The 14,520-nt window shown below is 41.8% G+C and carries 13 protein-coding genes and 2 pseudogenes; 6 read left to right on the top strand and 9 right to left on the bottom strand.

Annotation, left to right across the window (positions count from 1 at the left end; translation table 11 throughout):
- The first annotated feature begins 132 nt into the window (after positions 1–132).
- Positions 133–993 (top strand): phytanoyl-CoA dioxygenase family protein, encoded by an 861-nt coding sequence (locus tag J2736_RS20200; RefSeq protein WP_310500390.1) that lies wholly within the window; start codon positions 133–135, stop codon positions 991–993.
- Between the two features lie 74 nt (positions 994–1,067).
- On the opposite strand, the gene J2736_RS20195 is transcribed toward J2736_RS20200, so the two are convergent.
- Genes J2736_RS20195 through J2736_RS20185 form a run of 3 tightly spaced genes read right to left on the bottom strand, consistent with a single transcriptional unit; the run spans position 1,068 to position 3,945 of the window.
- Positions 1,068–1,355 carry a DUF6171 family protein gene (locus J2736_RS20195; protein WP_310500389.1) on the bottom strand — a complete coding sequence of 96 codons (288 nt, stop codon included), beginning with the start codon at positions 1,353–1,355 and terminating at the stop codon, positions 1,068–1,070.
- 12 nt (positions 1,356–1,367) lie between these two features.
- Positions 1,368–2,846 (bottom strand): alpha-N-arabinofuranosidase, encoded by a 1,479-nt coding sequence (locus J2736_RS20190; protein WP_310500388.1) that lies wholly within the window; start codon positions 2,844–2,846, stop codon positions 1,368–1,370.
- 16 nt (positions 2,847–2,862) lie between these two features.
- Complete coding sequence (locus J2736_RS20185; RefSeq protein ID WP_310500387.1) at positions 2,863–3,945, bottom strand: GntR family transcriptional regulator; 1,083 nt, start codon at positions 3,943–3,945, stop codon at positions 2,863–2,865.
- Between the two features lie 206 nt (positions 3,946–4,151).
- Here J2736_RS20185 and J2736_RS20180 point away from each other — a divergent pair, with 206 nt between their 5' ends.
- The 3 genes and pseudogenes from J2736_RS20180 to J2736_RS20170 all read left to right on the top strand — a co-directional run bounded on the left by J2736_RS20180 (position 4,152) and on the right by J2736_RS20170 (position 6,669).
- The gene (locus J2736_RS20180) at positions 4,152–4,562 is read left to right on the top strand and encodes a DoxX family protein (protein ID WP_310500386.1); all 411 of its coding nucleotides are present in this window, start codon (positions 4,152–4,154) and stop codon (positions 4,560–4,562) included.
- Between the two features lie 60 nt (positions 4,563–4,622).
- A complete protein-coding gene (wrbA, locus tag J2736_RS20175) occupies positions 4,623–5,297 on the top strand; it encodes an NAD(P)H:quinone oxidoreductase (RefSeq protein WP_310500385.1) in 675 nt (224 codons plus the stop codon).
- Between the two features lie 229 nt (positions 5,298–5,526).
- Positions 5,527–6,669: pseudogene (locus tag J2736_RS20170) on the top strand (zinc-dependent alcohol dehydrogenase).
- A gap of 60 nt (positions 6,670–6,729) precedes the next feature.
- On the opposite strand, the gene J2736_RS20165 reads toward J2736_RS20170, so the two are convergent.
- The 5 genes from J2736_RS20165 to J2736_RS20145 all read right to left on the bottom strand — a co-directional run bounded on the left by J2736_RS20165 (position 6,730) and on the right by J2736_RS20145 (position 11,108).
- Positions 6,730–7,248: a DUF3231 family protein gene (locus J2736_RS20165; RefSeq protein ID WP_310500384.1), complete on the bottom strand. Its 519-nt coding sequence runs from the start codon at positions 7,246–7,248 to the stop codon at positions 6,730–6,732.
- Between the two features lie 41 nt (positions 7,249–7,289).
- Positions 7,290–7,676, bottom strand: coding sequence for a WGxxGxxG family protein (locus tag J2736_RS20160; protein WP_310500383.1), 387 nt, complete (start codon positions 7,674–7,676; stop codon positions 7,290–7,292).
- 229 nt (positions 7,677–7,905) lie between these two features.
- Entirely contained in the window at positions 7,906–8,646 is a 741-nt protein-coding gene (locus J2736_RS20155; protein WP_310500382.1) for a hypothetical protein, read from the bottom strand.
- A 308-nt stretch (positions 8,647–8,954) separates the two neighbouring features.
- Positions 8,955–10,118 (bottom strand): MFS transporter, encoded by a 1,164-nt coding sequence (locus J2736_RS20150; RefSeq protein WP_310500381.1) that lies wholly within the window; start codon positions 10,116–10,118, stop codon positions 8,955–8,957.
- 126 nt (positions 10,119–10,244) lie between these two features.
- A complete protein-coding gene (locus tag J2736_RS20145) occupies positions 10,245–11,108 on the bottom strand; it encodes an MBL fold metallo-hydrolase (protein ID WP_310500380.1) in 864 nt (287 codons plus the stop codon).
- Between the two features lie 279 nt (positions 11,109–11,387).
- On the opposite strand from J2736_RS20145, the pseudogene J2736_RS20140 reads away from it, so the two are divergent.
- Together J2736_RS20140 and J2736_RS20135 are read left to right on the top strand one after the other, a co-directional pair.
- A pseudogene (locus tag J2736_RS20140) lies at positions 11,388–13,062 on the top strand (ribonuclease J).
- Positions 13,063–13,135: 73 nt separating this feature from the next.
- The gene (locus tag J2736_RS20135) at positions 13,136–13,324 is read left to right on the top strand and encodes a hypothetical protein (protein WP_310500379.1); all 189 of its coding nucleotides are present in this window, start codon (positions 13,136–13,138) and stop codon (positions 13,322–13,324) included.
- Between the two features lie 69 nt (positions 13,325–13,393).
- Here J2736_RS20135 and J2736_RS20130 read toward each other — a convergent pair whose 3' ends face one another.
- Positions 13,394–14,251, bottom strand: a complete 858-nt coding sequence (locus J2736_RS20130; RefSeq protein ID WP_310500378.1) for a manganese catalase family protein — start codon at positions 14,249–14,251, stop codon at positions 13,394–13,396.
- Positions 14,252–14,520 lie beyond the last annotated feature (269 nt).

The raw sequence follows: 14,520 nt of genomic DNA, 5'->3' as shown, positions 1-14,520 counted from the left end.
CTCTTATTTTAGTGTAGGATGATGGTTGAAATCCAGTTGTTTTTGACAAATCAGTAACCAGGTTTGACAAAGATACTTTGACTAGGTAGTCCTATAATAAAGCTATAAATAGACAAGTCGAGGTGCATGAGGATGAGCAGTCTGGAAGCTAACGGAGTGAATGAATTACCCTTGATGGAAGATGGTTATACGTTGTCGCAAGAACAGAAGATGAGCTATCAACGAGACGGTCATATTGCGCTGCGCGGGGTAGCCAGCGAGGCTGAGATCCATGTGTATGAACCGATTATTTCTGATCTGGTGAAAACGTTGAATAACCAAGATAAACCGCTTGATCAGCGCGATACGTATGGGAAGGCATTCATCCAGATTTCGAATTTATGGGAGAGAAGTGAAGAAATTCGCCGCTTCGCCTTTGCCAAACGCTTTGCCAAAATTGCTGCTGAGCTCATGGGTGTTGATGGCGTGCGGATGTATCACGATCAGGCTTTGTTCAAAGAACCGCATGGCGGTCATACACCTTGGCATCAGGATCAAATTTATTGGCCGCTGGATACGGATAAGACGATAACGATGTGGATGCCACTTGTCCCCGTTTCAGAGGCTGTAGGGTCGATGACATTTGCTTCGAAATCTCATCTTATGGGATACATTAACAAGATGGTGATCTCAGATGAGTCACACCGTACATTGGCGGGGTATATCGAGGGGAAAGGCTTCGAAACCATCTCTCATGGTGCGATGGCTGCCGGAGATGCTACGTTCCACGCGGGTTGGACGCTGCATAGCGCGCCTGGTAACCCGACCGATACCATGCGCAAAGTGATGACCATCATTTATTATGCGGATGGATTGCCGATTGCTGAGCCGGATAGTAAAGCGCGTGAGAGTGATTTGAAAAGGTGGTTTCCTGGGCAACAGCCAGGGGAGCTAGCTGCTTCTGAGCTGAATCCACTGTTGTATAGTCGCAGTTGGGAAGAGGGGCGTAAGTAGCAATATCAGAACATAAAGAAGATCACCTTCCCATAATAGGGAAAGTGATCTTTTTATTTGCGCCGATAGCAGGCCTACCACTTGCTCCCATGTGGGGAAGGGCAGCGGGCGCTGCTAAGTTTGGCTTTAATATCCATTAAGCAGCCGCAGTGGCGGCAAGTTGTGCCGTATTGATAGTCGCTGCAACTTGTGCAGACCGCGATACGACGCTCATACTCACCTTCCGTTGTCAGCTTTAGATTGCGTACACGCAGCGTCTCACCGAAAAGCTTGGCAATTTCTTCGGGCGTCACGTGAACAGAGGCAGAGCATCCTTTGCAATCTGACCCAACCTCTGGTGTAGTTCTAGCTAAGTTATCCATGTCGGAACACCTCTATTTTAGACAAAGCGTAACCACGGAGTGGGCAGGAAGGGTCACGAGAAGGACGTCATTTTCGATCCGATAATCGGTAAAAGCTTGTGATGTCACACAATCTGGCTCTTCAAATGTGTTATGGGCTAACATCGTATCTGAGCTGATGATCAAACCAGAGATTGTGCTGGCCTGGCGTCCCTTCAAGTCACACTGAACTTCCAGTGAATCGGCATGGTGCAAATTACAAAGTGAAATATGCAATTGATTATCAGCATTTAATGAAGCCGATGCGCTAAGTTGATCGATTTGCTTGCCATCCATTTCATAAGAGGGGCTCACGGCATCCGTAGCAATATAGCTCGCATCTTGATGTACCTTGTACATGTCGAATACATGATAAGTCGGAGTAAGCAGCATGTCAGCACCCTCGGTAAGAATGACGGATTGCAGCACATTGACGACCTGAGCAATATTGGCCATGCGCACACGATCACTATGGTGATGGAAAAGATTTAGATTAATACCAGCGACTAGCGCGTCGCGAATGGTATTTTGCTGGAACAGAAAGCCAGGATTCGTGCCAGGCTCTACATTGTACCAAGTGCCCCATTCATCGACGATTAAGGCGACTCTTTTGTCAGGATCGTAGGTATCCATAATGGCAGAATGACGGGTAATAAGTTCATCCATGTATAAGGTTTTCTCTAGCGTGTTAAACCAGTCTTGTTCATTGAAATCCGTTGCAGATCCTTTGTCCTTCCAGACGCCAGTCGGGAGTGTATAGTAATGAAGGCTGATGCCATCCATATATTTGGTTGCTTCACGCATCAAGACTTCGGTCCAGTTGTAGTCCGAGCTATTGGCGCCGCAGGCGATTTTGAAAATCTTATTATCCCCATAGTTCCTTACATAGCAAGCGTATCTACGATACAAATCGGCATAGTATTCAGGACGCATATCCCCGCCGCAGCCCCAATTCTCGTTCCCCACGCCAAAATAAGTGAGCTTCCATGGCTTGTCGCGGCCATTTTCTTGTCGCCAGTTCGCCATAGGTGACTCACCGTCGAAGGTCATATACTCTACCCACTCCGACATTTCAGCTACGGTACCGCTTCCAACATTGCCGCTGATATAAGGCTCAGCCCCAATTAATTCACATAAACGAAGGAACTCATGCGTGCCGAAATGGTTATTCTCCAGAACACCACCCCAGTGCGTATTGATCATCCGTTTACGTTTTTCTGCTGGTCCGACACCATCTTTCCAATGATATTCGTCTGCAAAACAGCCACCTGGCCAGCGAAGCACAGGAATGTGCAGTTGCTTGAGAGCTTCAAGCACATCGTTGCGCATGCCTTCTGTGTTAGGAATCGGCGAGTCGTGTCCAACCCAGATCCCCTCATAGATACAGCGTCCTAAATGTTCAGAGAAATGACCGTAAATATTTCGATTAATCGTGTGTAGGGGGGAATCCGCATGAATAGTCAACTTAGCCATGAAAAGTATCTACTCCTTAGTGATTCATATTAGAAACCGACTCCCGACTGATGAAAGCGGCCGAAAGTATGATTTGTTCCTTAGCGTCAGACGCCTGTGCGCGATGGTGATGAATGGCAGAAAGCAGTTCCTCGACAAGATGCTTGGCATCCAAGCTAAATGTCGTCAATCTTGGCGATATTTGAGCAGCCAGCGGAATATCATCACAGCCAATGATCGATACATCAGCCGGAATCGAGCGGCCATTCTCACGAAGGCCCTGCATGCAACCTGCGGCCATCCAATCATTGACGGCGAATATGGCATTCGGCAGAACGGCTGTAAGCAGTTGGTCCGCTGCACGGCGGCCGCCTTCCCAATTCATTTTCTCCGTAATGACTTGTACAGGCGTGTCGTATTGTTGGCAAAAGGATAGGAAGCCTTGTTTACGAAGACGAGAGGAATCGTACTTGTCAGGTCCTGCAAGCAGGGTGAACGAGCGATGTCCTGCATCGTACAGTGTTTTGGCCGCTTTGCTGCCGATGCGATAATCATCGAAATAAATCTGGATAATATCCTCACGGTGGGCGTAGCGCTGAATGGAGAAAAGCTGTCCAGACGCTAATTTGAGCCGATCCAGCTGTGCATCATCCATTTGTCCGATTAGAATAAGTGGACTCGGAATTGAAGCTGCGGTGAGCTGATCAGGATGCACCATGGAGATTTTGATCGCTTGTTTGGCAGATAGATTCGTAATTTCAACAAGAAAGTTGGTGTAGTAGGGATCATTCGCTTTGATATCAGGCGAACACATGACATAAAGCGTGTCTAAGAGGACAGCGGGAACGATATAGGTTCCTTTACCCCGCAATTGAACGAGTAAGCCCTCCTGTACCAAAGTCTTGATCGCTGCCCTTACACTCACCCGGCTGGCATCGAAGTTCTCGGCCAAATCGCGTTCAGATGGGATCTTGACGAGTTGATCCTTCTGTAAAGATTGAATTTGCTCTCGAAGCTGTTCGATCAGTCTTTCTTTAATAAGCGGAGACTTCTCCATGTGATTAAACCACCATTCTGGGTGATACCATTTCAAATCAATGTAATACCAATAAGATACCACGTGGGGTGTGGGAAGGTCTAGGAATTTTTTTCTTCTTTCTTTATATTAACTAAACATCATACTTAACGATGTATGCACTAAGGATATTTGGACACAGTTAATAATTTAAGTTCTAAAATATAGTTACTTGACAAAAGTAAGTTGTATAAAGTATTATACTTTCATAAAGTTCAATACTTTAAAAAAATAAGTTAAGGGGTCGAGTAATGAAAAACTTTCCACAGCTAGGCGTACTAATTTTAAGATTAATTTTGGGGATTACCTTCTTTGTGCATGGGGTTTCTAAGTTTCAAGGAGGGATTGAAAATATCGCGGGGTGGTTCAGCAGTATAGGCATTCCGAGTTACATGGCTTATATCGTCGCTCTTATAGAATTAATAGGCGGAATTGCACTGATTCTAGGGTTAGGAACACGATGGGTATCAGCAATTTTGGCAATTCTCTTAGTGATTGCTACATTCAAAGTGAAAATGGCCGTAGGTTTCTTAGGGAATGGACAATTGGCTGGTTACGAACTTGATCTTTCCATGATTGGTATTGCTATTTATCTATTCTTAAATGGCAGTAATCTACTTTCTATTGATTCAATTTTCAAAAAAGAAAAAACATTTGTTTGATATTAACTTTATTTATTAGGAATTCAATTTTTATTAATAAAATTAGGCGGTGCTATAGTCATGGGATTTTTGGATAAGATTTTTGGAGATGGGACTAAAAAGGAGCGTACTCAAATGGAAAATGTGAAATTAGCAATTATCTATTACAGTTCAACTGGAACTAATCATCAGATGGCTAACTGGGCAGCAGATGGTGCTAAAGAAGCAGGAGCAGATGTTAGAGTTTTGAAGATTCCAGAGCTTGCGCCTCAATCAGCCATTGATGCCAATCCAGTATGGAAAGCACATAGTGAGGCTACTAAAGAAATTCCAACAGTGAGTTTAGGCGATTTGGAGTGGGCAGATGCTATTATTTTTAGTATTCCAACACGATTTGGTAATATGCCTGGACAGGTGAAGCAATTTATTGATTCCACAGGTGGACTTTGGTTCCAAGGTAAATTAGCGAATAAAGTAGTTAGTGCCATGACTTCCGCTCAAAACTCTCATGGGGGTCAAGAGCAAACTATTCTTTCTTTGTACACGTCGATGTATCATTGGGGAGCAATAGTTGCAGCTCCTGGTTATACGGATCCTGTTATTTTCGCTTCTGGTGGAAATCCTTATGGAACTAGTGTGACTGTGGATCAGTCTGGTAAGATCGTTGAAGATGCTGAAAAATCTGTTAGGCATCAAGCCGCGCGTACAATTCAGGTAGCACGTGCTATCAAAAATGGATTAACTCAGAATTTCTGAATATAACTAACATGAATAGAAGAAGCATACATTATAGTCTGATGGCTTAAACAATTACACAAAAAAAGAAACACGAACCCAAATTGGGGTATCGTGTTTCTTTTTTGTTTAAAGTAAAAATGTACATGATGCTCATCAACAGGATTCATTTCGTAACCACGTTTGTCTTCAAAATAATAATTAATGGAACCAGGGGAAGAATAATGGCATATGAGAAAGGAAGGATACAATGAAAGCATTAACCTACCAAGGGATTAGAAATGTAAAAGTTAAAGAAGTAGCAGATGCCACATTACAAAAATCGGATGATATTCTGGTTAGAATCACGACCACAAGCATATGTGGTTCGGATCTTCACCTCTATAATGGGGAAATACCAAATATGCGAGATGACTTCATTATCGGACATGAACCAATGGGAATTGTTGAGGAGATAGGAGCAGATGTAACCAAAGTGAAAAAGGGGGACCGCGTCATCCTTCCCTTTAATATTGCCTGTGGTCAATGTTGGTACTGCACTCATCAATTAGAGAGCCAGTGTGATAATTCGAATGATTTTTTACATGGAGATACAGGAGGGTATTTCGGTTATTCGGATACATTTGGCGGGTATGCAGGCGGACAAGCTGAGTTGCTGCGGGTTCCATATGGGAATTTTATCCCTTTCAAAGTGCCTGAGGATGCTGAAATGGAGGATGAGAAAATCCTATTTCTCTCTGATATTGTTCCTACTGCCTACTGGAGTGTGGATCATGCAGGTGTCAAGGCTGGTGATACCGTCATTATTCTGGGTTGTGGACCCGTGGGTTTGCTGACACAGAAATTTGCTTGATTAAAAGGTGCAAAACGTGTTATTGCGATTGATCATGTCGATTATCGTTTGGAACATGCGCGTAAAACGAATCATGTCGAGGTTTTTAATTTTAAAAAACAAGATGATTTACTTCAATATTTAGCTGAGCTTACGGGTGGTGGAGCTGATGTCGTTATCGATGCAGTTGGACTGGATTCTGAGAAGACCTTTGTTGAGAAAATAGAAACGATGCTTAAGATCCAAGGTGGTGGACTTGGCGCATTCAGAATGGCTACTAAACTGGTGCGTAAAGGCGGCACGATTCAGGTTACTGGGGTTTATGGGATGAATTATAATGCTTTCCCTTTTGGTGATTTGTTTAGCCGGAACATTACGCTGAAAATGGGTCAAGCGCCAGTTATTCATTATATGCCTGAATTATTTCGCCAAATCAAAGAAGGTATATTTGACCCAACTGATATCATTAGCCATCGATTGAAGTTGGATGATGCGGAACATGCGTACAGTATGTTTAATAAGAAAGAGGATCAGGCTATTAAAATAATTTTGAAACCTTAGTATTTTCGTAGTTAAAAAGGTGAGCAGAATCCCACGGGGATCCTGCTCATTTTTTTAACTTTAAGCATTAACAGTCTCAGGTCTTTTAATTTGTAGAGGTGGAGGAACAAGCCAGCCTTTATCTTTACTCATTTCAAGTATTTTTAATCCTTGGGCTGCTTTAGTAATATGGTACTTTGCGAAAAGAGCGCCGATATCTTCTCTAATCGCTTGTCCCATAGCTTGACTGCAAGCAACTAGTCCAAGTGAAGCGTCAGCAGCGATTTTAGCTGAAATTTCAGGGTCTGAAAATCTTGCACCAACGGGAATGTCTTCAAGCTTAACAGACGGTCTTTCAGGAAGCATTGGAATTGGTGGAATTCCGTTATCAACAAGAATCTTATCTAGCTCTTTAATCTCAAGCTTTGCTTGATCAATAAGACCATCCAAAATTTTTTTTAGTTCTTTGTCACCTGAGTGATTTAAATAAGCTTGATAGCAAGATAAAGCCCCTTTAGCTACTGTAGATGCCTGCCAAACACTATAAATTTCACCGTAGTGCAGAGGTTCATCTTTTGGATTTCCACTTAAAATCCCCATTTAATTATATCCTCCTCAAATATCAATATTTATCTTTACTATTATCTTTCTCCAACATTATTTCTTGATCTCATTCCAGCTAGGCCAATCAGACCAAGTAATCCAAGCCACCCCCAATTTGAATTATTTGATTCTGAATTTATGGTATCGTAAGTGCGGATCGAATTTGGATTATTAGAGTAAGATTGTATTCCATTGCTGTAATTCGCTTGGTTTAGATTAGTACTGGGAGACGCAGCAGGGGAGCTAATCGTTCCTGTATTTGTGCCATAAGCACCGTAATTATTCAAATTACTATTTGAATTTATACTTGTTGAACCCGTTGAAGAATTCATACCAGTCCCTGTATTTTCATGTGCACCAACGGTTCCAAAACTTAATGCTGATGTTAATAAAACAGCTAATGTAAGAGTTTGAACTTTTTTCATAATGACCAATCTCCTCTCAACTCTATTTTGCTTTCGCTTGTTAGGGTGTTCAATGGAGGTGATTTTTAATGGGGGGAGTTAGTGGAATTAATCATAAACTCATAGTCCCACAATGTATGACAGTCAATATGAAAAAAGTGTCTTGATACGGGTAAGGGGACAGTATAAAAGAGGACTTTCATCTCTATTAACACGAGGTGAAGGTCCTCAATTTACTTATTCGACTAAATTAGTTACTGGTATATCCGTAGTGTGCGATAACCGGTTGTGATGATTGTATTGATCCTTGTTGTGGATATCCGCTGTGCTGCGAGTTCTGTGCCTGATAGCCGCCGTAATGAGAAATGACCGGCTGTGAAGCGTTTTGAGAGTAAGCATTGATTTGGGATGCATGATTAGGCTGAATGCTATTCTGGGAATTCTGTGCCTGATAGCCGCCGTAATGAGAAATGACCGGCTGTGAAGCGTTTTGAGAGTAAGCATTGATTTGGGATGTATGGTTATTCCGAATGCTGTGCTGTGAATTCTGTGCCTGGTAGCCGCCATAATGAGAAATGACCGGCTGTGAGGCGTTTTGAGAGTAAGCATTGTTTTGGGATGTATGGTTATTCCGAATGCTGTGCTGCGAATTCTGTGCTTGGTAGCCGCCATAATGTGAAATTACTGGCTGTGAGGCGTTTTGAGAGTAAGCATTGATTTGGGATGTATGGTTATTCCGAATGCTGTGCTGCGAATTTTGTGCTTGGTAGCCGCCATAATGTGAAATGACTGGCTGTGAAGCGTTTTGAGAATAAGCATTGTTTTGGGATGCATGGTTATTTCGAATGCTGTGCTGCGAATTTTGTGCTTGGTAGCCGCCATAATGAGAAATGACTGGCTGTGAAGTATTCTGTGTAAATGAATTAGCGTTTCCGTTTGTATAAGACGATTGAGATGCATTGTTAAGGTTTTGCTGTCCGAATTGATTCATTGTATTGTCCCTCCCAAAATATCTATATTGGCCTTAGAAGCCTACATTATTATTAGGATTCAGCTTGCTTTTATCCTGTGAATAATTGGTTATTTAACCGAACATGATCACTTGATACAACTTCTCATTCTCATTTATTTTCCCTTCATTGCAAAGTAGATCGGAAAAGAAACAGCTGTTGCAATTCCTATTGAACTAGCAATTAAACGTGCAGAGATGAACGATTTATTTTTCAAATTGAAAAAACCTCCTGAGAATATGATGTATTATCTTTGTGAAAAAAGACCTCCATAAATAGGAGATTTTCTTTATTTTGAAGTCTTTCCTTCTTGAATTGGTTTAATAGCGAATAAAGCAAGCAGCGCAGCAACTACACAAGTGCCAGAGATACTATAGAACATAAGTTGAGGTGAAAATTTCACAAGAACTGAAGACAGTGGGGGGCCAACTGCAACGCCAATGAACCTCATAGAACTATAGATGGAAGTTATTGTGCCTCTCTCTGCTTTGTCTATTCCTTCCGTTATCAAAGAATCTAAGCAGGGTAGAGTAACACCAATACCAATGCCTGCAATACTAATTAGAGTGATTAACCAGTAGAGAGATTGAACCATGCCAGATACAACAAGTGAGGCAGTCACAATTACTATTCCACTTAGAGTAATCCACTTCATTAATGTTTTATTTTCACCAATTTTTTTGCCAGTAATGTATGACGCAAGGCATAGCGCTGCTGAAGGGATGGCAATCACGCATCCTTTCCATATGCCTTTAATATGGTATTTATCCTCAAGTGTGTCTGATAAATAGAACAGTGTCGCAAAAATAACAAACATACAGATGCAACCTATAGCAAAAATAGCGGTTAACCAACGCCCATTGTTTACAAATATTTGCTTAAGGCTTTGAAGAAAGTGCCTAAACGTTACTTTTTCTTCATTTTTATCTTTTTTCTTGGGAGATCTAACTAAAAAGGCAACTAATAAAGTAGAGACTACGCACAAAACAGGAATGGTTAGAAAAGGGAGAAACCAAACCACAAAAGCGAGTAACGACCCTAATATAGGACTCAGAACTTTACCCAGCGTGTTGGCTGTTTCTACAATTCCTAGGTTTTTACTAACTTCACTTTCATTTTTGTACATGTCGCCGACAAGTGGCAGCACAATGGGAAAAGCTCCAGCCGCACCTACTCCTTGTAACGCTCGACCGAGCATGATGACCACATAGGGGTGTTCTAACCACCAAGCCCCTAAACCAGAAATCAATCCACCTATTCCAGTGATGAGTAAACTCGGGATAATGATGATCTTCCTGCCAAAACGATCGGACAAATACCCAGCAATCGGAATAAGTATGATTGCAACTGCAGAGTAAACGGTAATTAGTAAGCTCACCTGTAACGAAGTTATATGTAACTTGTTACGAATTGAGGGGAGAACGGGGATTAGCATTGAGTTACCCAATGTCATAATTAATGGGATGGATGCAATTGAAAGTAGGCTCCATTTAGTACTATTTGTTTTCAAAATCCTGTACCCAACCATAAGGAACGCACGTAATCACCTCTTACATTAATTTGCGCAATCTTTTTCGAATTAATGAATCTTGTTATCAACATAACGCCCATGGTCGGGCACAGCTATCCGTTTGAAATCGGACACCAATTGAGACAATCCGCATGTTAGTTCCTCGTCAGACATAGGTACCCCATGGCCAGTAATGGCTACACTCGGTTGTAGAGTTACTAACTTTCTGACAGAGAGCTCAGCAGCATGCCAATCGGTTGTGAAATATACCGGTGGCCCTGTTAACTGCTTTTTCTGAGTTAAAACTTTGTACAGTGAATCCTGCTCAACCGTTACAAATGCATCACCTGCAATAAGCGCCCTGTCCTTATCCCGGAAAAGCGAGACATGCCCAGGCGTATGGCCTGGTGTATGGATCCATCGCCATTCAGGCATGCCTGGGATACTGCCATTAGAGGGTAAAGTATGTACATGACTCCCAAGATTAATAGGTTCATTTGGAAAGAATGGTGAAATTTTGGCTATAAGTCCGCCTTCAACAGAGCCGTCAGGTTCCGGATAACTGGCTTGTCCAGTTAGATAAGGTATTTCTAACTCGTGGGCATATACCATTACGTTCCATGCTTCAACGAGATCAATAACACCACCAACGTGATCAAAGTGCCCATGTGTTAAAATAATGGCCTTTGGTTTCGAGCCTGCACCAAAACGATCTTCTACGACTTTCAGAATACGCTTAGCGGATTGCGGCATGCCAGTATCCACTAACACCCAATATTCGGCAGTGCCAACCATACTTATGTTAACGATTTGATTGGTATAGCAGAAAAGATCGAGGCTAACCTGTTCACCCTCACCGCTTCTAACGGAAGTCATAGGTATATAATGATTTGCCATAGTATCTTCCATATCTCCAAACTGATGATGTTCCATTCTAATAATTTCCCCCCCCCTATTGTAATGTGACTGAAATTTTAGATAGTATGTCCATGCCAACTTGATAGTTATAACTAGATATAGAATAAAAATACTGAAAAGTGAATTTTTGATTATTTTCTTTGGACAGAATAAAAGAGAGGTGATTACATGCGTTGTTTACTTTGCGAAAATGAGCAATTGGTAAAAGGGAAAAAGACGAAGTGTTTTATATGTAACATTATTAACAGACGGAACTTACTTAGAATGGAATAATTTACTATGGAGGTTTTTATTTTGAAATCAGCCCAGGAAAAGCTATCAATTATAGCTCTTGGTGGTGTGAATGAAATTGGTAAAAATATGTATGTCATTCAATATAACAATGACCTCATTGTTATCGACTGTGGTTCCAAATTTCCAGATGAAAGCCTGTTAGGCATAGATCTGATTATTCCCGATATCTCCTATTTACTTGAACATAGAGATAAAGTAAGGGGTTTGGTTATAACTCATGGACACGAGGATCATATTGGCGGTATTCCCTATATTATTAAACAGTTGAACATGCCCATTTATGCTACACGACTTACACTTGGGCTAATAAAGGGAAAACTGAAAGAACACGGACTTTTGGGCACGACTATGCTGCATGAGATTGATGCAAGTACTAATCTTACATTAGGGGATATTCCGCTTAGCTTCTTTCGGACGAATCACAGCATTCCTGATTGCTTAGGTATCGTCTTAGATACCCCACAAGGCGTAGTTGTACATACAGGCGACTTTAAGTTTGATTTAACTCCGGTAAACGAACAATACGCAGATATTCATAAGATGGCAGCGATTGGTCAAAAGGGAGTACTTGCTCTACTCTCCGAGAGTACGAATGCGGAGCGGCCTGGCTTCACACCTTCTGAACGCTTTGTAGGCAATCATATTGAGGAAGAATTGTCCAAAGCTACAGGTAAAATATTTTTATCAACCTTCGCCTCTAACGTCAACAGGTTGCAGCAAGTCATTGTTGCTGCAGAAAAAACGAACCGTAAAATCGCCCTCGTAGGTAGAAGCATGATCAACGTCGTGGATATAGCCTTAACTCTTGGATATTTGAGAATGCCTCCCGATATGTTGATTGAAGCTCAAGATGTGAATCGTTACCCTCCTCACGAACTCGTTATCCTATGTACGGGTAGTCAAGGGGAACCCATGGCTGCTTTAGCTCGTATAGCGAGTGGTACACACCGTCAAGTAGGTGTTTCTCAAGGCGATACAGTGATTTTAGCAGCGACACCTATTCCTGGTAACGAACGGAACGTATCTCGTATCGTAGATAACTTATTTGCGAAAGGAGTTAAAGTGATCTACGGCTCCGGATCGGTAACGGGCATGCATGTATCCGGTCATGCTAGTCAGGAAGAATTAAAACTCATGCTGACCTTAATGAAGCCTCAATACTTTATCCACTATACATGGGGAGTACCGCATGTTGTATCAGCACCGTTTATTAGCTGAAGCTGTTGGAGTGAATTCGGATAATATATTTATCATCAATAACGGCGAGGTTGTTGATTTTACAGGCTCTATCGCTCGGCAAGAGCGCCATATTCCGAATGGAAATACATTGGTAGATGGACTCGGTATTGGAGATGTTGGTCATATCGTTTTACGCGATCGAAAAGTGTTATCTGAAGATGGCATTCTAATCTTTGTGCTATCTCTCAGTAAATCGGATGGCACCGTTGTATCAGGACCAGATATTATATCCCGCGGATTCGTGTATGTTAAGGAGTCAGAGGAGTTAATGGAGGAGGTATATCGAATAGCACTAACAACCATCACACAGCTGCAAGATGCCAAAACGAACCAATGGGGGCTCTATAAACAAGCGCTTAAAGAAGCCGTTGGTAAATATTTATACACCCAAACTAAAAGAAGGCCAATGATATTGCCGATTATTATTCAGTTGTAATTGAATAAGGGTGGAAAATAGCGCCATAATATAGCTGGAAGTCCATTTACCGAAAAGGGAGGGTACTACAACAATGACATCGAGTCGAGGACATCAAGGCGCACATGGCGCTGGTCAAATTGTTGAACAACTGAACAATCAAGCCGAAGCTGCGGAGCAAATTCAAGGGAGTAATGAAGTCGATCAAGCGATCCAGGCAGCTGCAAACGAACATAGTTCAGAGCTGGATGAAATTTTCAGTAATGATAATGATAGGGACTAATTAGTATCATCGAAATGAAATAGGCTTACGCCTGATAATCCAGGAGTAAGCCTACAACGTATCCGAACTTTACACAAACATATCTTGCAATCCCGGACTATGCTCATTTGGCATGTCAGGTAGTTGAGGGACTGGGAATCCCAACGGCGGCGGGGTTACTAAAAGCTGACCATTATTTCTACTTGGTGAAGCACCTTGGTAGACTTCACTAATCCGTGTTTCATCTAAACGAAAATTAAACTGAATATTGTGATATCCCATTTCTACAAATTTTCTGCACTCAGGATACTTATTAATATCGTAATTAGGAACGGGGAACAGTTTCCCCCAATCAACACCTAAAGTTTCTAAAGCTTTTGCAAAAGCATTTTGGTGGGCATTATCACGAACGATGAGGAACCCAAGTGTCTCCCTTAACGTTTTATTAGAGCTCATTTCATAAATTCTGGTTTTTTGAAGGACTCCTGTCGATTCTAGAACTAAGTTATTCAATAAATCAGCAATTAGATTACCATGTGAATATACCCAGGAACCATTCCAGGGGTTACCACCAGCATCTACCGGTAAAGAAGCCTGAGCGCCGACAATGAAATGGTGGGGATTTGCATGTTTGACTGCTTCATCAAGTGGTGCGCCATCCATACCTGCATTTCCTACACCAAAGGAGTTACCAGAATCATTCAGTAATTGATTTATCGTATTTTGAACCAGTTCAACGTGAGAAATCTCTTCTAGAAATACCCCGCGGATTAAATCGCGATATTGTGTAGCTTTACCTCGGAAATTAGAGCTTTGAAACGAATATTGCATCATGGTTCTCATCTCACCAAATTGCCCACCTAGCGCTTCTTGTAAGACTTTAGCTGCTGCTGGATCAGGTTTGTCTGGAACAATTTGATTAATGAGTTCTTCTTTATAGTAATACATACAATCACTCATTTCTTTTGAAATAATAGAGTTTATTTAGTCATCTAATGTTTTCTCCTATATGTAAATTGTTTATACGAATAATAAAGAACCCAAATAGCCCACTAACTGGTATGTAATAACGGTATTGACGATTAATAGCCCTAAAAAACAACCTCACTTAAAGTGAGGTTGTTTTTTGTGCGCTTGGCAGCGCATCGACTAAGGAGTGAAAGTCTCCAGTGCACCGCGAGGTGGCGGAAGTACATAGCTGACAGGCAGTGCATAGT

This window comes from Paenibacillus qinlingensis (genome assembly GCF_031455095.1).
Lineage (GTDB): Bacteria > Bacillota > Bacilli > Paenibacillales > NBRC-103111 > Paenibacillus_E > Paenibacillus_E qinlingensis_A.
The sequence above is the reverse complement of the archived record's forward strand: the minus strand, read 5'-3'. Positions and strand labels throughout refer to the sequence as shown.

Bases quoted from the DNA above. Each gene is read 5' to 3' on its own strand.
- J2736_RS20130 (WP_310500378.1), bottom strand. From the start codon at position 14,251: ATGTATTACTATAAAGAAGAACTCATTAATCAAATTGTTCCAGACAAA.
- J2736_RS20135 (WP_310500379.1), top strand. From the start codon at position 13,136: ATGACATCGAGTCGAGGACATCAAGGCGCACATGGCGCTGGTCAAATT.
- J2736_RS20145 (WP_310500380.1), bottom strand. From the start codon at position 11,108: ATGGAACATCATCAGTTTGGAGATATGGAAGATACTATGGCAAATCAT.
- J2736_RS20200 (WP_310500390.1), top strand. From the start codon at position 133: ATGAGCAGTCTGGAAGCTAACGGAGTGAATGAATTACCCTTGATGGAA.
- J2736_RS20180 (WP_310500386.1), top strand. From the start codon at position 4,152: ATGAAAAACTTTCCACAGCTAGGCGTACTAATTTTAAGATTAATTTTG.
- J2736_RS20150 (WP_310500381.1), bottom strand. From the start codon at position 10,118: ATGACATTGGGTAACTCAATGCTAATCCCCGTTCTCCCCTCAATTCGT.
- J2736_RS20165 (WP_310500384.1), bottom strand. From the start codon at position 7,248: ATGGGGATTTTAAGTGGAAATCCAAAAGATGAACCTCTGCACTACGGT.
- J2736_RS20160 (WP_310500383.1), bottom strand. From the start codon at position 7,676: ATGAAAAAAGTTCAAACTCTTACATTAGCTGTTTTATTAACATCAGCA.
- J2736_RS20155 (WP_310500382.1), bottom strand. From the start codon at position 8,646: ATGAATCAATTCGGACAGCAAAACCTTAACAATGCATCTCAATCGTCT.
- wrbA (WP_310500385.1), top strand. From the start codon at position 4,623: ATGGGATTTTTGGATAAGATTTTTGGAGATGGGACTAAAAAGGAGCGT.
- J2736_RS20195 (WP_310500389.1), bottom strand. From the start codon at position 1,355: ATGGATAACTTAGCTAGAACTACACCAGAGGTTGGGTCAGATTGCAAA.
- J2736_RS20190 (WP_310500388.1), bottom strand. From the start codon at position 2,846: ATGGCTAAGTTGACTATTCATGCGGATTCCCCCCTACACACGATTAAT.